Here is a 22,993-nt window from a genome sequence, read left to right on the forward strand (position 1 = left end):
ATTTATAGTTACTCTAAAGCAGCACAATTCTAGCAAAATTAATATAACAAAAAATATTTATTGAAACATATAATGTAATGTATTCTATGTAATTGGTTAAAGGTTTGTTCTCACAAACAATATATTTTAGCAACAATACTACTTGTATGATGAGCTGTAGAAGTAGTACTCAATCTCATTAAAAATAAAAAAGAGAGCAAAAGCTCTCTTTTTCCTTACCTTATTCTTCCCAAACTTTAACTTCTTTCATTACATCGCCTTGACGCATTTTTAATACTGTTTCAATACCGCTTGTTGCTTTACCGAATACAGTATGAACACCATCTAAATGCGGCTGTGGCTCATGAACGATAAAGAATTGGCTACCGCCTGTGTTACGGCCAGCGTGAGCCATAGAAAGTGATCCTACAAGGTGTCTATGAGGGTTTCCATCAGTTTCACATGGAATAGAGTAACCTGGGCCACCTGCACCTGTACCTGTTGGGTCTCCACCTTGGCTTACGAAGCCAGGAATAACACGGTGGAATGTAACACCGTCATAAAATCCTTGCTCTGCTAATTTTTTAAAGTTTTCTACTGTTTTCGGTGCTTCTTCTGGGAAAAATTCCAAGTCGATTTTTTCACCGTTTTCCATTAATATGTATCCTAAAGTTTTCATACGTATATGTCTCCTTTCAACTATCTCAGCACTATATTACCACATTCATGACTAGAAACAAAAAGAATCCGACAATCTAGATACTTCTTTTTTGAAATGTGGAAAAAGCTAGGTGACAAATAAGAAATATATACTATAATAACTTTGTTGCCCGAAAATTTTAGAAAGAGAAAGGGAGCGATTTTTCGTGAAAACGAAATTATTAGCTCTGCTATTAGCTGTAACGGTATTTATGATGCCAACAGCTTCATTTGCAGACATCATTGAGGGAGAATCAATTGTTACATTAGGAGAGAACTTATCCGAACAACAAAAACAAGATCTGTTAAAAGAAATGAAAGCACCAAAAGATGCTACAATTATCACTGTATCTAATGCGGAAGAACATAAATTTCTAGAAGGCATTGTTCCAAAAGCACAAATTGGTACGAGAGCAATTTCTTCTTCTATGATTACATACACAAAACCAGGATCTGGTCTTATTGTACGATCAAAGAACATTAACTGGGTAACAGATGCAATGTACACTAACGCTTTGATTACAGCAGGTGTAAAAGATGCAGAAATTCAAATTACTGCACCTTTTAAAGTTTCAGGAACTGCAGCTTTAACTGGATTAATGAAAGCATACGAAACTGCGTCCAATAAACAAATTCCTGAAGAAATTAAAAAAGTAGCGAATGAAGAAATGGTACAAACAGCCCAGCTTGGTGATAAAATTGGTGAAGAAAAAGCAGTTCAACTTGTTGCAAAAATTAAAGAAGAAATTGCAAAAGAACAGCCAAAAACAACAGAAGATTTACGTTCATTAATTAAAAAAATTGCTGATCAACTCGGCATTACATTAACAGATGAACAGTTAGATAACTTAGTATCGTTATTTGATAAAATGAAAAATCTTAATATCGATTGGAATCAAGTTGGTAGTCAATTAAACAAAGCAAAAGAACATGTTTCTGCCTTTTTAGGATCTGAAGAAGGGCAAAGTTTTCTAGATAAAGTGAAAGATTTCTTCTCAAGTATCATTGATTTTGTTAAATCTTTATTCAAGTAAAAAAGAAGCCCGCCAATGACGGGCTTCTTTTTTATACAAGTAACGGTAATTTCATAACAGCCTCTTCAACCGAACGCACTATATGATTTGCTTTCTCCTTTACATATGGATGGGCATGATGAAGAGTAAATGAATGCGGGGTTACTTCAAACATAGAAATATCATTGAAAGAATCTCCAATACAAGCAACTTCATTTGCTTCAATTTGCAAATGATCCATTAGTCGCTTTAGAGCACTCCCCTTACTCACGCCTCTTGGCATAATATCAACATAGCGTTTACCTGATATAAAAACTTCCGCTTCGCCTTGAAACGTATCTCGTAGCTCTTGATCTAACGTCACAATTTTCTCTTCTTCTCCAAAAACAAACAATTTTGCAGGGTGTACAGTCTTACCAAACTCTTCTTCTAACGCTTCAATTTCAGCGATATGCACGCCCATATACGCTTCAAAATTATGGTGATGTTCATTCTTCCTTTTTGTATATCGCTGCTCATTTGCACAAACAATATCCGCTAGTCCTTTTTTATGTATATATCGATATATTTCCTGGGCAACCACATTTTCAAAACTCGATTCATGAAATAAATTTCCATCCGGAAGTAACATTGTCGCTCCATTTAAGCCAGTTGTGTAATATGGGAATGCAAACCTTTTTACAACTTCATCAATTCTGTGTGTAAAGCGGCCAGAGGCAAAACAAATATTTGTCCCTTTCTCAGCTAACCAACACAGCGCACGTTCATCTTCTTTTTGCATATGATTCACATCGTAAACGAGCGTGTCATCTAAATCACTTACAAATAATTTAATCATGTCCTCTTCCCCTTCCATACACAATATCTACTCTAAGTGTACACAAAAAATGTTTGATTTTTGTTAAAAAATAATAAATTTTTGCTAAAAAAAATAAACGGGTGTATAATCCCGTTTATTTTTGTCTTTTTACATTTTGAGGTCTTACAATACTTGGTCGTACTTTTAAACTAGACATCGTTGGACGGAGTAAAATTTTTGTTAATGCGCCCCAATCAAATGGTAAAAACGGCCATAAATAAGGTGTTTGTAAACTTTTTATAGACGTTAAAAATAAAATTAATATCGTCATACCAATTACAAATCCCATCTCATGGAAGAGGCCTGTTAAAATAATAACAAACAATTTCCCAACCTTATTCCCTAATCCTAATTCATAACTCGGTGTTGCATATGCACCAATCATCGAAACTGCTACATACAAAATTACTTCTGGCACAAACAAACCTACATCAATTGCAATTTGACCAATTAATATAGCGGAAATCAACCCTGCTGCAGACGATAACGGCGTTGGAGTATGAATGGCTGCCATCCTTAAAAACTCAAGTCCGACCTCTGCCATTAACACCTGTAATAAAATTGGTAAATGCGTCATCTTAGTCGGTCCAATAAAAGCAAGATTTGCTGGCAAAAGAGTTGGATCAAATACAAACACTAACCAAAATGGTAATAAAAATAACGAGAATATAACACCTAAAAAGCGCACCCAGCGTAAAAATGTACCGACAGCTGGATTTTGTCTAAACTCTTCCGCGTGCTGTAAATGATGAAAATATGTTGTCGGTGTAATCATAGCACTTGGCGATGTGTCAACAAGTACTAACACATGTCCTTCTAGTAGATGATTTGCTGCTACATCTGGCCTTTCTGTATATCGAATAAGTGGAAATGGGTTATAGCTTTGCTTTACAACAAATTCTTCTACTGTTTTATCCGCCATCGTAATTCCATCTACATCGATGTTATTTAATTCTTGTTTTATAATCTTTACTAAATCTGGATTTGCAACATCTTGAACGTATGTAATGCAAATATCCGTTTGTGATCTATCTCCTACTCGAACCATTTCATTTCGAAGACGTGGATCTCGAATTCTTCTACGGATTAATGCTGTATTTACAACGATATTTTCAACAAATCCATCCCTTGCACCGCGTACTACCTTTTCGGTATCTGGTTCTGTCGGCGTTCGCCCTGGATAACTACGAACATCGATTGCAAACGCTTCCGTTTCACCTTCCACAAATATCACGATGAGTCCTGATAATACTTGGAGCATTACCTCATCCATCGTTTTCACTTTACTTACTTGTTGATGGATTAAGCGATTCTCTAAAAGCTTCACTGTATCTTCTTCTACATCCCTTATCTCATTTGTATCCACCGCTTCTTCTAAAATAGGGATAATATAATTCGTATCACAAAGTCCGTTTACAAATAACACACCAATTTCTTTATTCAAAATTTGAAATTTACGAATGCCAACATCGTATGTAACGCCTAGCCCAACTGTCTGCTTTAAATAATTTTCATTGTCACTTATGAAAGTTGATATAGGGATATCCACTTTTTTAGGCTTCGTCATAAAAACCACTCCTTTCCAAAATTAATTGAATTGCTTTCTTCGTAATAGGTGATCCCCTCTCCCATTCATCATTTCCACACATCTTACCAATGTCACCGACTCCAACGATGACAGGAACATTCAAGTCATCTAAACAATAAATTGTATCTCCGCTAATTCTGCCAATTTCGCCATCTGGAAGTCCAAATTTATCAACACCGTATTCGGTTAAATTCCCGTTCCGATCTACACTTACATCTACACGTGCCCATTCCCAATGATGCGTATTAGACGCTACCGCTAAAATACCGAGCACATCAATTTGTTTATGGGTAGCCACATATTTTAAAGCCTTTTCACCAGATCCTTCTCCAATAAATCCACTGTCATCAAACATGACAAATACAGGGTCATATGGCGTTTGCATAATAAGCTCAACAACTTTTTTCCCTGTCAATTTGGTTGGATTACTTTGTGATGCTGAAATACACCTTCCCCCAAATTCCTTCGTTAAAAGCTCAATTGTCCGCTTTGCATATTCATCTCCATCTGTGACCAAAACAACCCTTCGTCTCATTTGATTTATCCTTTCGGTTTACATATAAGTGCTATAAAAAACGAAAACAATATCGCTGCGGAAATGCCCGCAGACGTTAAACTAAACATGCCAATACCAATTCCTAAATATCCATGTTTTTCTGCTGCATGCATTGCTCCGTGCAATAGTGAATGTCCAAAACTTGTAATAGGGACTGTTGCTCCAGCACCTGCAAACTTTATTAGTTTATCGTACAATCCAAATCCATCTAAAATTGCTCCGATGACTACAAAAGTTGCCATTAAATGAGCTGGTGTTAACTTTACGAAATCTAACAATAGTTGCCCAATTAAACAAATAACTCCACCTACAAGAAATGCATATATAAAATCCACAATTCACTCTCCTTTAACTCTCTCAAATACGACACCATGTGCAATTGTTGGAATCGTTTCCTTCTGTTGCATCATCATCGGGCTTAATAATGCACCAGTCGCAACGACAAAAATTCGTTGTAAATTCCCTTTTTGCATCTCGTGTAATAAATGACCATATGTGACAACTGCTGAACAAGCGCAACCACTACCACCTGCAAACACTTCTTCTTGACTTGATTCATAAATCATCAATCCACAATCATTGTATATATGCCCAAGATCATAACCTTCCTCAAGTAAAAGTTGTTTCGCAATCGGCGTCCCAACAGCTGATAAATCACCCGTAACAATCAAATCATAATCATCGGCACTTCTTCTTAAATCTTCAAAATGTTGTTGAATTGTATGAGCAGCAGCAGGTGCCATCGCTGCCCCCATATCCAAAGGATTTGTAATTCCTAAATCTTGCACTTTTCCAATTGTAGCCGACGTAATTTTAATTGTACTTTTTTCATTGCTAATTAATATAGATCCTGCACCAGTCACAGTTGAATTTGCTGTCCCTGGCTTTTGTCCACCGTACTCTGTTGGATAGCGAAATTGTCTTTCAGCCGTTGCATTATGACTGCTTACTGTAGCTAAGACACGATTTGCAAATCCACCGTCTATAAAAGCTGAGCCAACTGCTAAAGTCTCCATAGACGTCGCACAAGCGCTAAACATTCCTAAAAAAGGAATGCCCCACTTACGCGCAACATAATTTGCTGTCACTGTTTGATTTAATAAATCTCCTGCTAAAAAAAAATCAATTTGCGATGTTTTTATATTCCCTTTTTGCACTGCTTGTTGAATTGAGTCTGACATTAATCTTCGTTCGGCAAGCTCCCAATTTTCTTCTCCACAATGCAATTCATCATATGAAATATCAAATTTTTTCCCAAGAGGGCCCTCAGCTTCTTTCGGACCGACAGCAGTACCCGTTGCATTCACATATATGTCATTTTGAAATACCCACGTTTGTTTTCCGGTCAACCTCATACTAGCCCCTCCTTTAAGACATAAAAATTTTAAAGGTATACCTTATTAACCCAATGATATATGCACCAACAACCCCAAATACAATCACACTTCCTGCCAGTTTAAACATATTTGTAGCAATCCCTAGAACAACCCCTTCGCTCTTATGTTCTAAGGCAGCGCTCGCCATAGAATTTGCAAATCCTGTTACCGGTACCGCTGATCCTGCTCCAGCAAATTGACCGATTTTATCATATACACCACACCCTGTTAAAATCGCGGATAATAAAACAAGGGTTGCAACAGTTGGGTTTCCTGCCTCTTGTTCACTGAAGTGAAAATAATGTATATAAAATTTCATCAATACTTCTCCAACTGTGCAAATGAGTCCACCTACAAGAAATGCTTTGATACAATTTAGTAAATAGTTTGGCTTTGGATGATACTCCTTCACTTTATTTATGTAATCATCCCTCAATTTCTGACTTGTCATTTATATACTGCCTCCTACTTTACGAAATAAATCCAGTGAAACAACGATCCTATTACTTTCCCAAGTACAAGAGCAACGAGTAAAACAATAATCTTCCCCTCTATCCCTACTCGTTTCGCTAAAATAGGTAGAACATTTAACACCTCTGTTAATGCCGCAGCAAGCATTCCAATGAACGTGCCACAAAATATCCCTAATATAACGAGCCAATATTGCGACGTTTGAAATGTAATGTTTTTCAAACTGCACCAAGCCCCTGTTAAAGTACCTGCAATGACTGCCCACTCAAAATATTGAATATGCTTTCCACTTCTCGTTAATTGAGCTAAACGGGGGATTATACCAAGTACAGCTAAAAATGCGACATATCCGCTACCTACCGCAATCCCTCCAGCTAAACCAATTAAAATAACAAATCCAGACTCAATCATCGGCAAGTTGTTTCATATTATCCTTGTTTTCATTAACGATTACATACTGATCAAGTGACTGTTGGTATTGAAACATCTCAACTTCTAACGGACTCGGCTCTTCATTAATTCGCTTTTGAAATACATGATTAAAAAATAAAACCATCCCTAAGCCAAGACCTAAAGAATAAGGAATTTGAAATAAAAGTGGTTGTGCATTAAATTCTCCAGTAATCATGTAATATAACCGTTGATGTACTTGTTGCATACTTACATCTTCATGGAAATAAATGATCGCAAGGGCCGCTCCAATGAACAGTAACAGCCATACAAGCCCGAAAAAAATTGGGTGTGTCTTCTTTTTTTCGTATATAATTTCAACAAGAGTTTGTCCAGAACCGAGTAAATTAATTTGTACATGAGATGCTTTCTGTTGAATAATCTCAATTACTTTCATAACATCAATTACAACATGCGTCTTATCATGCGCTGTTATTTTGTAAACTATCTCATTTTGTAACAACTCAACTACGGAAGAATCTCCGGCAAGTTGAGCAACATCGCCCAGCTTTACTTCATAAGTAGGAGAAACTTTTAAACGATTGCGCATTTTAATATAAATCGTTTGTTCCAACTTTCATTCACCCCTTCACTCTTCCTCGTAGTTGTAGTATGGTTATTGAATTTTTTTCTAATACAATTTTTTCATAAAAAAACATCTGCACCATTTCGGTACAGATGTTTTTTACTTATGCCTTTTTCTTAAATAAGTTTGCAATACTTAATGCAAGCCCTCCCCAAATGACTACTATTCCAATAACCATCATCATAATCGCTGATCCACTCATTATGAAACACCTCGATCTTTCCATTCTTTTTCAAGCTTGGCAGAATCCGAATGAATTTGTGCATCCCATTTTTTCAGGCCAATGATTATTGCAACTATGAGGAATGCTGCTGCTATCGACCAACCATACGTTACAACAAACTCAGTCGGATAATCTCCATAATTCTTTTTAATATTTTGGATTGTACCATCAATTAGCATATACCCTAACATAAGTGGAGTAATAACGAGTAAACTCACTCTCCAAAACATTCCTAATTTAATATCAGATACAAAGTTGGCATGATTTTGATAAACTGGTAAACGACGTAAAATGAGCCCTATCGTAACTACTTCCGCAAGTGCAATTGTAATTAATCCGAAATTATTAGCGAAATAGTCGACAACATCTAAGAACATAAGCCCACCACGTGTTGCAAATACAAGAGAAACCAACACGAGAAGGGTTCCCATAATTCCAATGGTTTTTTCCCGACTTAAACTGAATTTTTCAGATACAGCGGCAAAACATACTTCTGCGAGTGAAATAAGTGAGGTGATTCCAGCAACCGTTAACGATAAGAAAAATAATACACCAAACAACGGTGACATCGGCAATTCATTAATAATTTGTGGAAATACTACGAACGCAAGCCCAACGCCAGCACTTGCTACTTTATCAACCGGTACTCCCATATTATTTGCCATGAATCCAAGAGCTGCAAAGACCCCAATACCTGCTAATAATTCAAATCCTGAGTTTGCAAATCCAGTAATAAAGGCATTATTTGTTGTATCCGAGTTTTTCGGTAAATAACTAGAATACGTAATCATAATTCCAAATGCTAAAGATAAACTAAAGAATATTTGACCATAAGCAGCAAGCCATACTTTCCCATCAAAAATACGACTCCAATCTGGTTTAAAGAATGCATCTAGTCCTTGCATAGCGCCTTCCATCGTCACTGCACGAACGACGATAATAAGAAACATAACAACTAATAAAGGAATAAATATACGGTTAACAACTTCGATTCCTTTTTTAACTCCTTTAAATGCAACGCCAAGCACAATAATCCAAACGAGAGCTAACGGAATTAATACTTCCGGTACAAGTCCTCCAAATTGTCCTGGCTTATCTGCAACATGTAAGTACTCTTTAAATAAAAATGATTGCGTGTCTTTTCCCCATGCTCCAGTAATTGCAAAGTATGTATACGATATAGACCAAGCAATAATCACTGCATAATATGTTGAAACGATAAATGTTACGCACATTTGCCACCATCCAATAAATTCGGCACGCGGGCTAATACGGAAAAATGTAAGTGGTGCTGAACCACGATGACGATGACCAAGGGCAAACTCAAACGCTAACAATGAAATACCAGTCGTTAATAATGCAAATAAGTACGGTAAAAAGAATGCTCCTCCTCCATTTTCATACGCTGTATAAGGAAAACGCCATATGTTTCCTAATCCAACGGCAGATCCGACCGCTGCAAAAATAAATCCAGCTCTCGTTCCCCATTGTTGCCTCGTTTCCATGTTTCCTTCCCCCTTTATGACAAGTTCATACTTGGATTATATTTTAAATTAACTAAATTATCAATAAATTCTGTTAATTTTTGAGAAAATTAACATCTCTCTCCTATTAACAGCATAAAAAAATCGAATAGACAATTATTCGTCTATTCGATCTTTCATCTGTTTTAATATTTTCTTTTCAAGTCTTGAAACTTGTACTTGCGAAATGCCTATGCGCTCTGCTACTTCTGATTGTGTCTGATCTTTATAGTAACGCAAGTATACAATTAAGCGCTCTCGTTCATCTAGTTCTCTAATCGCTTCTTTTAAAGCAATTTTATCGAACCATTTCGTTTCAGATTGATCTGCAATTTGATCTAAAATAGTGATTGGATCTCCATCGTTTTCATATACAGTTTCATGTATAGATGAAGGGGCCCGGCTCGCTTCTTGTGCTAGCACAACTTCCTCTGGCGTTAGTTCTAGTGCCTCTGCCACTTCATTAATCGTTGGAGCCCTTCCGAATTCTTTCGAAAGCTCATCTCTCATCTTTCGAATTTTGTTTCCTGTTTCTTTTAAAGACCTACTAACTTTCACTGATCCATCATCACGTAAGAAACGTTGTATTTCACCAATAATCATTGGAACTGCATATGTTGAAAATTTCACGTCGAAAGATAAATCAAATTTATCTACCGATTTCAAGAGCCCAATACATCCAATTTGAAATAGGTCGTCTGGTTCGTATCCTCGATTAAGAAACCGCTGTACAACCGACCAAACAAGGCGCATATTACTTTGAACGATTGTATCTCTCGCTTGTTGATCTCCATCTTGACTTTTTTGAATTAACGCTTTTAGCTCGTGGTCCTTTAACTGAGGTTTCTTCTTCTCATTTTTGACCTCTATGTCCATAGGCTATTCTCCTTAATTGCATAGAGCGTTACTATTTGATAAGTATTTTGTCAAATGGATTGTTGTCCCGAAAGATTCGTTTGAAATAACTTCTACTTCATCCATAAAATTTTCCATGATAGTAAATCCCATTCCGGAACGCTCTAATTCAGGTTTAGTTGTAAAAAGGGGTTGTCTCGCTTCATCTAAGTTAAAGATTCCAATCCCTTCATCTCGAATCGTGAGTTTCACCATTGCTTCTTCCAAAATTACAGAAATATAAACAATACCTTCTGCATTTCCTTCGTATCCATGAATAATTGCATTTGTAACCGCTTCTGACACAACTGTTTTAATCTCCGTTAATTCTTCCATCGTTGGATCTAGTTGTGCAATGAAAGCCGCCACAGTAACGCGAGCGAACGATTCATTTTGACTTAATGCTGAAAATTGAAGGTTCATTTCATTTCTCATCTATGCCACCCCCAACGTCGCGAGCGCGTGCGCTTCACTTTCTTCTAAGCGAACGATTTTGAATAAGCCCGACATTTCAAATAAACGCTTAACAGGCGGTGAAATTGCACAAACAACCATTTCTCCACCTAATCCCTTTACGTGTTTATATCGGCCTAATATAACACCTAGACCAGAACTATCCATAAAAGATAAGTTCTCTAGGCTCAAAACAATATGATGAACACCATGTGTCTCAATCATATCTGTTACTTTCGTTCGCAACTCTTCAGCCGTATGATGATCTAATTCACCCTCTAGTCTCACACATAGGACGTCACGTTTTACTTCTAATTGCATGGAAAGACTCACACGATTTCCTCCTTATGCTCAAACTTTACTTATTCACATACATAAAGATTTTCGTGATACAAAATAAGAATCCTTCCTGCTGACAAAAGAAGAACTATTTCGTCATAAAGTGAAACCTTTCAGCATTATTCACTTACATACGAATAGAAAAGCGGCAAAATATTTGCCGCTATTTTGATGTTGAAAACATCCCAAAACTTCTTTTAAATAACTCCCACCAGCTCGCTGCAGCAACATCTTCTTTTGCTACAATTGTTTGTTTTAATAAAACATCTTTATCTTTTTTAATAACAAGTGTACCAAGCGCGTCACCTTTTTTAATCGGTGCTTTTACTTTCTTTTCAGCAATTACTTCTTGTTTTACCTTGTCCATATTCTCGCCCTTCTTCATAAGAAGAGAAACATTATCTGATGCAACTAAATCTACTTTTTCTTTTTTCCCTTTCCCTACTTGAACTGTCTTAATTTTTTCGCCACGCGTATACAATTTCTTTGTCATATATTGTCCAAATGCATAGTCAAGAAGCTTCGTCACTTGGTTGTTCCGTTCTTTTGATGTTGGTGCTCCCATGACAACTGAAATGACACGCATGCCATTTTTTTCAGCCGATGCTGTTAAACAATATTTCGCTTCTGTCGTAAAACCTGTTTTTACTCCATCTACGCCAGGATAAAAACGTACTAGCTTATTCGTATTAACGAGCCAAAACTTTTTATCCGTATCTTCACGTAAATAATCTTCGTACTTACCTGTGTATTTACGAATAAGTGGATACTTCATCAATTCTCTCGCCATTATAGCCATATCATTTGCTGTCGAATAATGGTCTTTGGCCGGAAGACCTGTTGGGTTTTGAAAATGTGTATTTTTCAGCCCTAAATCTTTCGCCTTTTTGTTCATCATATTTACAAATCCTTCTTCTGAACCTGCGATATGCTCGGCTACCGCAACAGATGCGTCATTTCCAGATGCAATTGCAATACCCTTTAACATCTCATTTACAGTCATCTCTTCCCCAGGTTCTAAAAAGATTTGCGATCCACCCATTGAAGCTGCATGTTCACTCGCTCTAACTTTATCGGTCAGTTTTAGTTTTCCTTTTTCAACTTGTTCCATAATTAAAAGCATTGTCATAATCTTTGTCATACTAGCAGGTGGTAATTTTTCATTTGGGTTTTTATCAAATAAAACTTTACCTGTATCTTGCTCAATTACGATTGCTGACGACGCTTGTTCCGCTAACTTCGGCGTTGTTTCTTCTGTTTTCTCCTGCTTCGTTTTTTCAGATTGCGCAAAACTCACTGAAGTTCCAGAAAGCAATAACATGAAACAAACAAGTATTCCAAAAACTCGCTTCATGACTAACCCTCCATTCTATATCAGACCTATTTTTTCCAATTCTCCTTTTTTTAATACCAATTTTTTCTATTATTTTCAGTTGACAAATACATTCGTCCCCTATATTGTATTAAATGTATTACACATAGTAGTACACTTAATACATATGAGGAAGGAGACATTGCTCTTGCATATTCAACTTGACCCAAGAAGCAACACTCCGATATGGGAACAAATTGTTCAAAATATAAAAGAACTCGTATTGAAAAACATGTTGGCTCCAAGTGATAAACTTCCTTCTGTACGCGAACTCGCTTCTTTACTCGTTATAAATCCAAATACAGTGAGTAAAGCGTATCAAGAGTTAGAGCGACAAGGAATTATTGAAACGTTACGAGGAAAAGGAACATTTGTATCCCAATCGATTACCCCAACATTAGACGAAAGGAAAATCGCTATGGTTGAAAAGCAATTTCATCAATTACTATTAGAAGCCTCTTATCTTGGTGTTCCAAAAGATAAAATTCATGATTGGATAGATTCATACTATAAAGAGATTGGAGGAAATACAGATGCTGAAAGTGACAAGCCTGAAGAAAACAATTGATAATCAAACGATTTTAGACGATGTTTCTTTCACATTGCAAAGAGGGAGTATCATCGGATTACTTGGAAGAAACGGCGCGGGAAAAACAACTTTATTACGAACGATAGTCGGCATTTTAGACCCAGACGAGGGAACTGTTACATATGAGGATATCGACATCCATAAAAATCCTGAAACGAAACAAAAAATCGTATATGTTCCGGATTCTACTAACATACTGAACGGTTATACAGTAAAAGAAATCGTAAAGTTTTATAAAGAAGTTTATACCGCATTTGATGAACCATATTTCTACGAACTATTAGAACGTTTTAACTTACCAAACAAACGAATTCGTAGCTATTCAAAAGGCATGAAAGCACTGCTCGCCATCATTTTAGCTGTTGCTGCACAGGCAGAATATATTATTTTAGATGAACCGACAAATGGACTTGATCCTATCGTAAAAAGGAAAATTTTACAGTTTCTCGTTGGAGAAGTTGCAGAAAAAGAGATTACCATTTTCATATCTACCCATCATTTAGATGAAGTGGAACAAATTGCAGATACAATCATTATATTAAAAGGCCATACTATCTCGTCTATTACATCACTAGACGATGCAAAATCACGATTTGCAAAAATACAAGTAGCTTACGAGCGTTCATTACCTCAAAAACTAGAAAACTTAAGCAATATTAAAATATTAAATCAAACGGGAAAAGTATATACAATCTTAATTGAGGGAAATGTGGCTACAACACTCGAGAAGTTTTATAAAGAACAACCACTGCTCATTGAGGAATTAGCCATGTCGCTCGAAGATATTTTTATCACAACGTTTGAGGAGGATTCACATGTTTCATAAAGCTTTATGGATAAGGCAATGGAAGCAAGGAAAATATATAATTCTATTATTTTGGTTAATTAGTTTATATCAACTACCTTATAAATATTATCAAGAAGCGCAAATGCAGCTAAAACAATCAAAAATGAAGTTTGATGACTATGCATATTACTACTCCTACTATTTTCACGCATCTGATGGTGCCGTCCTCTTTCAAGGAGTTACTCTTATTGCACTTGCTTGTCTTTTAATTGGGTGGGAACGTAACAATCAATCAACTGATTTTCTCTTCTCGATGCCTTTTAAACGAAAAGATATTTTTTTAACAAAATGGTGGCTTGGTGTTTTGAATATTATTACAGTGCAAATTGTTTGCTGGATTAGCATGTACGGAATAAAGAACATGTCGTTTCACAATGAGTATCAAATCTTTACTCCGTTCTATAGTTACTTTCTATATGCTACCGTTGTACTTATCGCTATTTATACATTCACCTTATTTATTGGAACCATTACTGGACATATATTCTCTCAAAGTAGTTTAACTATCATTCTATTATTTTTACCATACGGTTTTGGATTGTTAATTTCCGGATTCATTTATTCCCATACACAATGGTCTTTAGATGCAATGGGAGAAATAGAGCAACGTACTCATGAGTACTTACAACATATAGATATCATTTCACCATTAGAATCTTTTTCTATTACTTATGATTATCACCCGATAGAAACATTTGATGACTATGGCAATAAACTTTCTAGTGTACCACAGGACAATCCAATGGAGCATACTTCTGTACCTTCTCCTTGGACACTATTAACACCATTTGCTTACATCATTATCTTTTTATCAATGGCAACCTTTCTATACACACGTACACCAAACGAACAAAACGGAAAAATACTATTGTTTCCTAACTTGCAAAAATGGTTCATGATTTGCACTGTTCTATGCTTCGGACTGCTTGGCGGTAGAATATTAGGCGGACGAGATGCACTTCTGTCTTATTATGTTGGATTTTTCCTATTCGCTATCATAAGTTACTTCATTTTTACACGTCTATTAAAATTGAAGTTTGCTTTTGGAGGGAAATAAACATACATTAAGGTAATGAATACATGTTTCAAAAAGCATTATAGATGTGAAACTATAAACACGTAACAATGGCATTAATAGAAGCTGACAAAAAAAGTCATACAATGACAAAAGAAAGATGTTATGAATTATTTAACTCTTATATGAACTAAATAAAAAGGCATTGCACAAGAGCAATGCTTTTTATTATATATCCCTATCTAAATAAAGAGGTTATTTCACATTCTCTCTCCTATCCCCATACACCATCTCTTCTTTCATTCCAAATCCATCACCATTTTGCACAATTTGCTCTGTCGGGGCAACTACACTTTCGGCAATTTTCCATTCCCCACGCTCTTTTACGAATACTTGTAGAAAATAGTTCATGCCATCTAATTGATATGCATTTTCTTTTTTCACATTATAGTGAATCGCAATGTAGTACACTTGAATGTTTTCTTTCCCTATTTTTGATACGTATTGCGATAGTCTCGGTATATAAAGTGCTGCTTTCTGAAAAGATAGTTGCTTCGCTTTAACAAGCGATGAACTTGTTACATTACGTAATGTGTCCCGATTACGAATATTATCGCTATGGTGGAATAATACTGCGTTTTGCATAGAACGAACCCATAATTTCGAATATAAGACTGTATTATCATTTTCAATGTACTTCACTTCTTTTCGCACTACTTGGATAGGCGTATCTGCGTACGTGAATGTTTGAAAACAGAAAAAACCACCAAATAAAATGGTAAGTGCAGCAATATATTTCATAATCTTTCCTCCGATCTTTTAATTAAAGTATCGGAGTTTCAAAATATTTTTATTCAAAAGAAAAAGGATAGGAATGCTTTCGCTTCCTATCCTCATTTATTATAATACGCGGCCAAATAGTTCTAAGACCATTTCTATTTCTTGGTCGCTCCAACCTTTAAATCTCTCTTTATAATATTCTTTACGCACAGCTTCAAGTTTTTCAGTTACTTCTCTTCCGTGCTCTGTAATTTCTAAGTACACGATTCGACGATCTGAATTAGAACGTTTTCTTTCTACTAATCCTTTTCGTACGAGACGATCTGTAACAGCTGTAATATGACTGGAGGTTACGTTTACTTCACTCGCAATTTGCGAAGCCATCTGTGGACTGTTTAAAAATAACGCACGTAATACAGAAAATTCATTATATGGCATATGTTCTGCAAAACGTGTATTAATATCATTTTGTAATAAACGTATCATTTTTCGAAATGATGCAGATAAATCTAAAATCAGCGTTTCTCTTTTTTCGTTCAATAGCCTCGTCCCTTTTTTATCATATTTACACATATTATAATCTATAAATACCTATGTTGTATATGCTTTCTTTCCTCAACATTCTCATTTATGTAACTTTTTTCATATAAATTTCTTTTTTGTTCACACATATACATATAAAAAGGATGGTGATGGAAAATGCAGGGTGGAATGAATCCTTATTTACACAACGTACGCACTGCTAATACTGGTAAAGAAGCTACTATTACTGTACAAGGAGAAGGTGTTGTAAAAGCAAAACCGAATGTTGTTATATTAACACTCGGCATTCGAACAGATGATAAAAATGTAAAACAGGCTCAAGAAGAAAATGCAGTGCAATCCAAACAATTGCTGGATGCACTTAAACAGCTTGGTATTGCCGATAAAGATATAGAGACGATTTCTTATACAATTACTCCTCAATACGAATATGTAAATGATAAAGCATTGCTGCAAGGATACCGCGTGGAGCATTTGTATGAAATTACCGTTTTAAATGTACAAAAAGCTGGGGAAGTATATGATATAGCCGTTTCAAATGGTGCAAATGTAGCAAAAGGTTTACGTTTCCGAGTATCTCATCCAAATAAATATTATGAGCAAGCTCTCATTCAAGCTCTGCACCAAGCAGTAGAAAAAGCTCGTGCTATTGCGAGTACATATAATTTAAATATTAATCCTGTTCCCCTCTCATTCGTTGAAGAATCTGCCCAATTACCAAGGGAGGTTACGTCTTATGCTACTTTACATGCGCAAGCAGCTCCACCCATTCAATCGGGAGAGTTAGAAATTATTTCAACAATACGGGCAATTTTTACGTATTTATAAATAATTTCATTTATAAGTAAACGCTATCATTTTCCTTGTTGTAAAAACATGATGTTCTGATATAATAAAGGACGGTGAGCTCTTACGAAAGAGATATCACGGGTGGGAGAGGGATATGAAAAAGAAGGTTTAACATGAAAGGAATACTTGAAAGAACATTTAAATTAGGTTTACACGAAACATCACCAAAACAAGAAGTTTTAGCTGGAGTTACGTCATTTTTCACGATCGTATATATTATGATTGTAAATGCATCAATTTTATCCGATGCTGGCATTCCTCTTGAAGCTGGAATTTTAGCAACTGTTTTCAGTTCATTTGTCGGATGTCTACTCATGGCATTTTGGGCAAATGCACCTGCTATTCTTGTCCCTGGTATGGGTGTAAATGCATTCTTCACGTACACAGCTGTGCATACGCTTGGACTAACTTGGCAAGAAGCATTGGCTGCTGTCTTTATCTCTGGTATTATTTTTGCAATTGCCGCTTTTACACCAATCGCTCGCGTGCTATCAGTATCAATTCCAAAGTCATTAAAGGAAGCAATTACTGTCGGCATCGGATTATTTTTAGCGTTTATCGGATTGCAAAAAGGTGGCTTAGTCGTTTCGAACCCAAATACTGCTGTTGCAATGGGTAAATTAAGTAACCCTGTCGTTCTTGCGACCGTGCTTACTCTTATCGTTGCACTTGTACTATTTATTCGTAACGTACGTGGAAACTTTTTATGGACGATTGCAATAGGAACTGGTATTGCATGGCTATTTGGCCTTGTTGATACAAGTCAAATCGGAAATAGTTCATTCTCATTCGCTAATTACGGCGATGTGTTTGGAGCTATGTCATTTGGCAAACTTTCTTCCTTACCGTTTTGGATTGCAACATTCTCCTTAAGCATGGTGCTTATTTTTGAGAACATGGGACTTCTGCACGGTTTATTAGAAGATGACCGTAAATTCCCACGTGCTTACCAAGCCAATGCAATTTCAGCAATGACATGTGGTCTATTTGGCACAAGCCCTACCGTATCAACAGTAGAGAGTGCCGCAGGTATTACTGCAGGCGGAAAGACAGGTCTGACGTCTATCGTTACGGGGTTGTTATTCTTTGCATCATTGTTTGCACTTCCGTTTGTCAAACTAATTCCTGATAGTGCCATTGCACCAATCTTAATTATTATTGGCGGCCTGATGATTACAAGCATTCAGCAAATTCCTCTGAACGATTTTTCAGAAGGATTTCCAGCGTTCTTAATTATCGTCATGATCCCGCTCACATATAGTATCGCTGATGGCATTGCGTTCGGATTTATTGCTTACCCTATCTTAAAAGTTGCTCTTGGAAAGCGTAAAGAAGTCGCACCATCTATGTATATCATTACATGCTTATTCTTAGCTATGTTTGTATTACATGCTATTGGTTGAAAAAAAACACCGAGGAAATCCTCGGTGTTTTTTTACTTAAACCATCCTTTTTTATAAAACCAGGCCATCATTCCGCCGCCAATTAATGCCATTAGAAGAAGACAAATAAAATAACTATATTGTCCACCAAGCTCTGGCATATGCGTAAAGTTCATTCCATATACTCCCGCAATAAATGTTAATGGCATGAAAATAGTCGAGAATACAGTTAATGTTTTCATAATGTTATTCATATGATGTGAGTTTAATGAAAAATAACTATCCCGAATATCCGCCGTTAACTCTCGACTTGCCTCAATCATTTCCGTAAGTTTAAGTAAATGATCATGTATATCTTTAAAATAAATCTCATGATCACTTATACCGTAAAAACGAGTGGAATTCAAAATACGATACAATAAATCACGCATTGGAATAATTGTACGTCTTAACTTAGATAAATCTGCCCTAATATCAAATACTTCTTCTAGTACGGCTCCTGCTGTCTCACCTGTTAAATTATCATCAATCGCATTTAAATGATCTTCAATGTAATATACAGGTGCGAAATAATCATCTACAATTTGATCAGTGATCGTATGTGCTACATGTAAAGGTCCTTTCTTAATCCGCCTCTTCTCACCAAGTGTTTTCCATACTCTTTCAATTGCATTATTATGAGAAAAATGGAAAGAAACAATATAGCGATCACTAACAAACAAATCAATTTCATGTGGTTCTAGCCCATCTTCTCCAAACGCGTGAAGAACTAAAAAGTTATATCCATCATAAAAATCAACTTTTGGCCTCTGTACGTATTCTAGACAGTCTTCAATTGCAAGGGGATGGAACTTAAAATGGTCTTGCAGAATATATGTATACTCTTCTTTCGTTGGCTTATATAAATCTAGCCAATACCATACAATATGGTCTTTCTTTGTTTCTTCTAGAGAAACATCATATAATACTTCATCTGTTTTTGTTACTGCACAAATTCTAATCATAATTTCACCCATTATTATTATAAACAAAAAATAGTAAAAAAAGCCAAGGAGAAATCTCCTCAGCTTTTTTTATTACTTCGTTACGATACCGTGTACTAAAGTTGGTGCATCTACGTGTTCTTTAGAGATCTTCATGTTCTCATAAATTTTCGCTTTTACATCTTCAACATTTTCGCGGTTTGCGTAAATTGTAACGAGAGATTCACCTTGCTTCACGCTATCGCCTACTTTTTTGCGCAGCATTAGACCAACTGCTAAATCAATTTCAGACTCTTTCGTTGCACGTCCTGCTCCTAAAAGCATTGCTGCTGTTCCGATTTCGTCTGCAACGATTTCTGATACATATCCGTCTTCTTTCGCTTCCACTTCAATTTTAAATTGTGCTTGTGGCAATTTAGAAGGGTCATCAACAACAGATGCGTCACCGCCTTGCGCTGATAAGAACGTTTTAAATGATTCTAGCGCTTTTCCGTTGTTCATTACTTCAATTAGCTTTTCACGTGCATCTTCTAAAGATGAAGCTTGTCCAGCAAGGTACACCATTTGACTTCCAAGTGTTAAACATAGCTCTTCTAAATCTTTCGGCCCTTTACCTTGTAATGTATCAATTGCTTCTTGAACTTCTAATGCGTTACCGATAGCTTCACCGAGTGGTTGACTCATATCAGAAATAACTGCCATCGTATTACGACCAACGTTATTACCGATACGTACCATTGCTTCTGCTAAACGTTTTGCATCTTCATCCGTTTTCATAAATGCACCTGCTCCAGTTTTTACATCAAGAACAATTGCATCTGCACCAGCAGCAATTTTTTTACTCATAATCGAACTTGCAATAAGCGGAATTGAGTTTACTGTTGCTGTTACATCACGAAGTGCATATAGCTTTTTATCAGCAGGTGTTAAGTTACCACTTTGGCCGATAACAGCGATTTTGTTTTCATTTACAAGACGCATGAATTCATCGTTTTCAATTTCCACATGGAATCCTGGAACTGCTTCTAATTTATCAATTGTACCACCAGTATGTCCTAAACCGCGTCCAGACATTTTCGCTACTGGTACATCTAAAGCAGCTACTAATGGACCTAATACAAGTGTCGTTGTATCACCAACACCACCTGTTGAATGCTTATCTACTTTTACACCTTCAATAGCCGATAAGTCGATTGTATCACCGCTATTTACCATTGCCATCGTTAAATCAGCACGCTCTTGATCGTTCATATCTTGGAAGAAAATTGCCATTGCAAGTGAACTTACTTGATAATCAGGAATATCACCATTCGTATATCCTTCAACAATAAAGTTAATTTCTTCTGTCGTTAATGCATGTCCGTCACGTTTTTTTGCAATTAGGTCCACCATTCTCATTGTGAAGTCACCCCTTCATTTGTTTTACGATTGCTTTTACTAATGCTAAGAAGTTAGCTTTAACACGTTCTGTCGTTTCAATTACTTCATCGTGGTGAAGTGGTTGATCTAAAATACCAGCTGCCATATTTGAAATACAAGAAATACCTAATACTTTCATACCAGCGTGACGCGCTACAATTACTTCAGGTACTGTTGACATACCAACTGCATCTCCGCCAAGTGTACGAAGCATACGAATTTCAGCAGGTGTTTCATATACAGGACCTGTCATTCCTACGTATACACCTTCTTGTACTTTAATATTTAAGTCTGCTGCAACTTGTTTCGCCATTTCGCGAAGTTCTACTGTATATGATGTAGACATATCAGGGAAACGTACGCCCATTTCAGAATCATTCGGTCCGATTAATGGATTCGTACCCATGAAGTTAATGTGGTCTGAAATTAACATAAGATCGCCTGGCTCAAATGATGTATTTACACCACCAGCTGCGTTTGTTACAACTACTGTTTCTACACCTAGTTCTTTCATAACACGAACTGGGAATGTTACTTTTTGCATGTCGTATCCTTCATAGAAGTGGAAACGTCCTTGCATTGCTACTACTGTTACACCTTGAAGTGTACCAAATACTAGTTGACCTGCATGGCCTTCTACAGTTGATACTGGGAATTCAGGGATTTCACTGTAAGGTACTGTTACTGCATTCTCAATTTCGTCTGCTAATACACCTAGTCCTGATCCAAGGATTAGTCCTACTTGTGGTGTCTCTTGAAATTTCTCTTTTAAGTATGAAGCTGATTTTGTAATAAGTTCACGATTCATTTGTTTATCCCCCTATTTCTTTAGCTCGTTTAAGAAGCTTGTTCCGTATTCTGGCATTTTCACACCGAAGTTTTCTGCTACTGTTGCACCAATATCAGCAAATGTTTGACGAAGTGGTAACTCTTGTCCGCCTTCTTTCATGCTTGGGCTATATGCTAATAATGGTACATATTCACGTGTATGGTCAGTACCAGGGTGAATTGGATCATTACCGTGGTCTGCTGTAATTAATAATAGATCATCTTCTTTTAGTTTTGCGAATACTTCTGGAAGACGTGCATCATATTCTTGCAGAGCTTCTCCGTATCCTTGTGGATCACGGCGGTGGCCGAATAATGCATCAAAGTCAACTAAGTTTAAGAAGCTAAGACCTGTAAAGTCCATATTTAATGTATCTACAAGCTTATCCATTCCATCCATGTTAGACTTCGTACGAAGTGATTCAGTTACCCCTTCACCATCATAAATATCAGAGATTTTACCAATAGCAATTACATCGTAGTCACTATCTTTTAATTCGTTCATTACTGTACGGCCGAATGGTTTTAATGCATAGTCATGACGATTTGGTGTACGTGTAAAGTTTCCAGGTTCACCAACGAATGGACGAGCAATAACACGACCTACCATGTATTTCTCATCTAATGTTAATTCACGTGCAATTTTACAGATTTTATATAACTCATCAAGTGGCACTACTTCTTCGTGTGCTGCAATTTGCAATACGCTATCAGCAGAAGTATAAACGATTAAAGAGCCTGTTTCCATTTGCTCTTGACCAAGTTCATCAAGAATCTCAGTTCCAGAAGCTGGCTTATTACCGATAATTTTACGGCCTGTTTTTTCTTCTAATTCATCAAGTAATTCTTTCGGAAATCCTTCTGGGAACACTTGGAATGGTGTATCAATGTAAAGGCCCATGATTTCCCAGTGACCTGTCATTGTATCTTTACCAGTAGATTTCTCTTGCATTTTTGTGTAATATCCAAGTGGTTTCTCTACTTTAGAGATACCTTTCATTTCTCGAATGTTACCAAGACCTAATTTCACCATGTTAGGCATTTGTAACCCATTCATATGTTCAGCAATGTGACCAATTGTGTCAGATCCTAGATCACCAAATTGCTCAGCATCTGGTGCTTCACCGATTCCCACAGAGTCCATTACGACTAGGAATATACGTTTATATTTATTCATAACTGCGACCTCCTATAAGTTCAGTTCTACTTCTTGTAGTATGTTCAAAACGCTATAAAGTGAAACTGTTATCCAAAAGAATTCTCATTGTCAAACAGTACTTCTTTAAATCATTTTCTAACCTATTTCGTTTACTTGAAACGATTCAAAAACATTTCTAGTTTTTTCTAAGTCAGATGTCAGACATCTGATACTGATAT

Annotated in this window: 27 protein-coding genes; 6 read left to right on the forward strand and 21 right to left on the reverse strand. The window is 36.4% G+C overall.

Translation table 11 applies throughout. The features are described 5' to 3' along the window. Positions 1-220: 220 nt before the first annotated feature. On the reverse strand, positions 221-658 hold the full coding sequence (locus ACTFN4_RS02655) for a peptidylprolyl isomerase (RefSeq protein WP_000853782.1): 438 nt from the start codon (positions 656-658) through the stop codon (positions 221-223). A gap of 187 nt (positions 659-845) precedes the next feature. Between ACTFN4_RS02655 and ACTFN4_RS02660 the strand changes: the two genes are divergently transcribed. Beyond that, positions 846-1,712 carry a DUF1002 domain-containing protein gene (locus ACTFN4_RS02660; RefSeq protein WP_000850514.1) on the forward strand — a complete coding sequence of 289 codons (867 nt, stop codon included), beginning with the start codon at positions 846-848 and terminating at the stop codon, positions 1,710-1,712. 31 nt (positions 1,713-1,743) lie between these two features. Here ACTFN4_RS02660 and ACTFN4_RS02665 read toward each other — a convergent pair whose 3' ends face one another. From ACTFN4_RS02665 to dacF, 14 genes are all read right to left on the reverse strand, one after another. Continuing rightward, positions 1,744-2,547, reverse strand: a complete 804-nt coding sequence (locus ACTFN4_RS02665; protein ID WP_002000777.1) for a Cof-type HAD-IIB family hydrolase — start codon at positions 2,545-2,547, stop codon at positions 1,744-1,746. 97 nt (positions 2,548-2,644) lie between these two features. Then, a complete protein-coding gene (spoVAF, locus tag ACTFN4_RS02670) occupies positions 2,645-4,117 on the reverse strand; it encodes a spore germination protein SpoVAF (RefSeq protein WP_000165595.1) in 1,473 nt (490 codons plus the stop codon). Then, on the reverse strand, positions 4,104-4,673 hold the full coding sequence (locus ACTFN4_RS02675) for a stage V sporulation protein AE (protein ID WP_001254415.1): 570 nt from the start codon (positions 4,671-4,673) through the stop codon (positions 4,104-4,106). The genes spoVAF and ACTFN4_RS02675 overlap by 14 nt, the downstream gene beginning before the upstream one ends. Before the next feature lie 5 nt (positions 4,674-4,678). Next, positions 4,679-5,029: a stage V sporulation protein AE gene (spoVAE, locus tag ACTFN4_RS02680; protein WP_000345916.1), complete on the reverse strand. Its 351-nt coding sequence runs from the start codon at positions 5,027-5,029 to the stop codon at positions 4,679-4,681. A gap of 3 nt (positions 5,030-5,032) precedes the next feature. Beyond that, positions 5,033-6,049 (reverse strand): stage V sporulation protein AD, encoded by a 1,017-nt coding sequence (gene spoVAD / locus ACTFN4_RS02685; protein ID WP_410989116.1) that lies wholly within the window; start codon positions 6,047-6,049, stop codon positions 5,033-5,035. A 13-nt stretch (positions 6,050-6,062) separates the two neighbouring features. After that, entirely contained in the window at positions 6,063-6,521 is a 459-nt protein-coding gene (gene spoVAC / locus ACTFN4_RS02690; RefSeq protein WP_211477808.1) for a stage V sporulation protein AC, read from the reverse strand. Positions 6,522-6,535: 14 nt separating this feature from the next. Beyond that, a complete protein-coding gene (spoVAB, locus tag ACTFN4_RS02695) occupies positions 6,536-6,952 on the reverse strand; it encodes a stage V sporulation protein SpoVAB (protein ID WP_078439078.1) in 417 nt (138 codons plus the stop codon). Further along, a complete protein-coding gene (locus ACTFN4_RS02700) occupies positions 6,945-7,565 on the reverse strand; it encodes a stage V sporulation protein AA (protein ID WP_000438369.1) in 621 nt (206 codons plus the stop codon). Before ACTFN4_RS02700 ends, spoVAB begins: the two co-directional genes overlap by 8 nt. Positions 7,566-7,680: 115 nt before the next feature. Then, positions 7,681-7,779, reverse strand: a complete 99-nt coding sequence (locus tag ACTFN4_RS02705) for a methionine/alanine import family NSS transporter small subunit (RefSeq protein ID WP_000016826.1) — start codon at positions 7,777-7,779, stop codon at positions 7,681-7,683. Further along, positions 7,779-9,305 carry a sodium-dependent transporter gene (locus ACTFN4_RS02710; protein ID WP_000450086.1) on the reverse strand — a complete coding sequence of 509 codons (1,527 nt, stop codon included), beginning with the start codon at positions 9,303-9,305 and terminating at the stop codon, positions 7,779-7,781. The genes ACTFN4_RS02705 and ACTFN4_RS02710 overlap by 1 nt, the downstream gene beginning before the upstream one ends. A gap of 135 nt (positions 9,306-9,440) precedes the next feature. Beyond that, positions 9,441-10,199 (reverse strand): RNA polymerase sporulation sigma factor SigF, encoded by a 759-nt coding sequence (gene sigF / locus ACTFN4_RS02715; protein WP_000350729.1) that lies wholly within the window; start codon positions 10,197-10,199, stop codon positions 9,441-9,443. Positions 10,200-10,211: 12 nt separating this feature from the next. Further along, a complete protein-coding gene (spoIIAB, locus tag ACTFN4_RS02720; protein WP_001243398.1) occupies positions 10,212-10,652 on the reverse strand; it encodes an anti-sigma F factor in 441 nt (146 codons plus the stop codon). Next, entirely contained in the window at positions 10,653-11,003 is a 351-nt protein-coding gene (gene spoIIAA / locus ACTFN4_RS02725; RefSeq protein ID WP_000059135.1) for an anti-sigma F factor antagonist, read from the reverse strand. 169 nt (positions 11,004-11,172) lie between these two features. Beyond that, entirely contained in the window at positions 11,173-12,363 is a 1,191-nt protein-coding gene (gene dacF / locus ACTFN4_RS02730) for a serine-type D-Ala-D-Ala carboxypeptidase DacF (RefSeq protein WP_000831998.1), read from the reverse strand. Between the two features lie 166 nt (positions 12,364-12,529). Here dacF and ACTFN4_RS02735 point away from each other — a divergent pair, with 166 nt between their 5' ends. Genes ACTFN4_RS02735 through ACTFN4_RS02745 form a run of 3 tightly spaced genes read left to right on the forward strand, consistent with a single transcriptional unit; the run spans position 12,530 to position 14,874 of the window. Further along, the gene (locus ACTFN4_RS02735; protein ID WP_078439079.1) at positions 12,530-12,949 is read left to right on the forward strand and encodes a GntR family transcriptional regulator; all 420 of its coding nucleotides are present in this window, start codon (positions 12,530-12,532) and stop codon (positions 12,947-12,949) included. Then, entirely contained in the window at positions 12,915-13,796 is an 882-nt protein-coding gene (locus tag ACTFN4_RS02740; protein ID WP_439962054.1) for an ABC transporter ATP-binding protein, read from the forward strand. The genes ACTFN4_RS02735 and ACTFN4_RS02740 overlap by 35 nt, the downstream gene beginning before the upstream one ends. Next, positions 13,786-14,874, forward strand: a complete 1,089-nt coding sequence (locus ACTFN4_RS02745) for an ABC transporter permease subunit (RefSeq protein ID WP_048655586.1) — start codon at positions 13,786-13,788, stop codon at positions 14,872-14,874. Before ACTFN4_RS02740 ends, ACTFN4_RS02745 begins: the two co-directional genes overlap by 11 nt. Before the next feature lie 213 nt (positions 14,875-15,087). On the opposite strand, the gene ACTFN4_RS02750 is transcribed toward ACTFN4_RS02745, so the two are convergent. Then, complete coding sequence (locus ACTFN4_RS02750; RefSeq protein ID WP_000873774.1) at positions 15,088-15,633, reverse strand: hypothetical protein; 546 nt, start codon at positions 15,631-15,633, stop codon at positions 15,088-15,090. 99 nt (positions 15,634-15,732) lie between these two features. Continuing rightward, positions 15,733-16,152 (reverse strand): MarR family winged helix-turn-helix transcriptional regulator, encoded by a 420-nt coding sequence (locus tag ACTFN4_RS02755; protein ID WP_001003307.1) that lies wholly within the window; start codon positions 16,150-16,152, stop codon positions 15,733-15,735. A gap of 159 nt (positions 16,153-16,311) precedes the next feature. On the opposite strand from ACTFN4_RS02755, the gene ACTFN4_RS02760 reads away from it, so the two are divergent. Next, positions 16,312-16,983, forward strand: coding sequence for an SIMPL domain-containing protein (locus tag ACTFN4_RS02760; protein WP_001161449.1), 672 nt, complete (start codon positions 16,312-16,314; stop codon positions 16,981-16,983). A 134-nt stretch (positions 16,984-17,117) separates the two neighbouring features. Beyond that, positions 17,118-18,407 (forward strand): NCS2 family permease, encoded by a 1,290-nt coding sequence (locus ACTFN4_RS02765; protein WP_000676248.1) that lies wholly within the window; start codon positions 17,118-17,120, stop codon positions 18,405-18,407. A 32-nt stretch (positions 18,408-18,439) separates the two neighbouring features. Here ACTFN4_RS02765 and corA read toward each other — a convergent pair whose 3' ends face one another. From corA to deoB, 4 genes are read right to left on the reverse strand one after another with little or no spacing between them, the layout of a single operon-like run. Further along, positions 18,440-19,402: a magnesium/cobalt transporter CorA gene (gene corA / locus ACTFN4_RS02770; RefSeq protein WP_002026281.1), complete on the reverse strand. Its 963-nt coding sequence runs from the start codon at positions 19,400-19,402 to the stop codon at positions 18,440-18,442. A 60-nt stretch (positions 19,403-19,462) separates the two neighbouring features. Further along, positions 19,463-20,767, reverse strand: a complete 1,305-nt coding sequence (locus ACTFN4_RS02775) for a pyrimidine-nucleoside phosphorylase (protein ID WP_001243069.1) — start codon at positions 20,765-20,767, stop codon at positions 19,463-19,465. Between the two features lie 7 nt (positions 20,768-20,774). Then, the gene (locus ACTFN4_RS02780; protein ID WP_001078446.1) at positions 20,775-21,596 is read right to left on the reverse strand and encodes a purine-nucleoside phosphorylase; all 822 of its coding nucleotides are present in this window, start codon (positions 21,594-21,596) and stop codon (positions 20,775-20,777) included. A 12-nt stretch (positions 21,597-21,608) separates the two neighbouring features. Further along, positions 21,609-22,793, reverse strand: coding sequence for a phosphopentomutase (gene deoB / locus ACTFN4_RS02785; protein ID WP_001046079.1), 1,185 nt, complete (start codon positions 22,791-22,793; stop codon positions 21,609-21,611). Between the last annotated feature and the right edge of the window lie 200 nt (positions 22,794-22,993).

Source organism: Bacillus cereus group sp. MYBK95-2 (assembly GCF_051915225.1).
GTDB classification, from domain to species: Bacteria; Bacillota; Bacilli; order Bacillales; family Bacillaceae_G; genus Bacillus_A; species Bacillus_A cereus.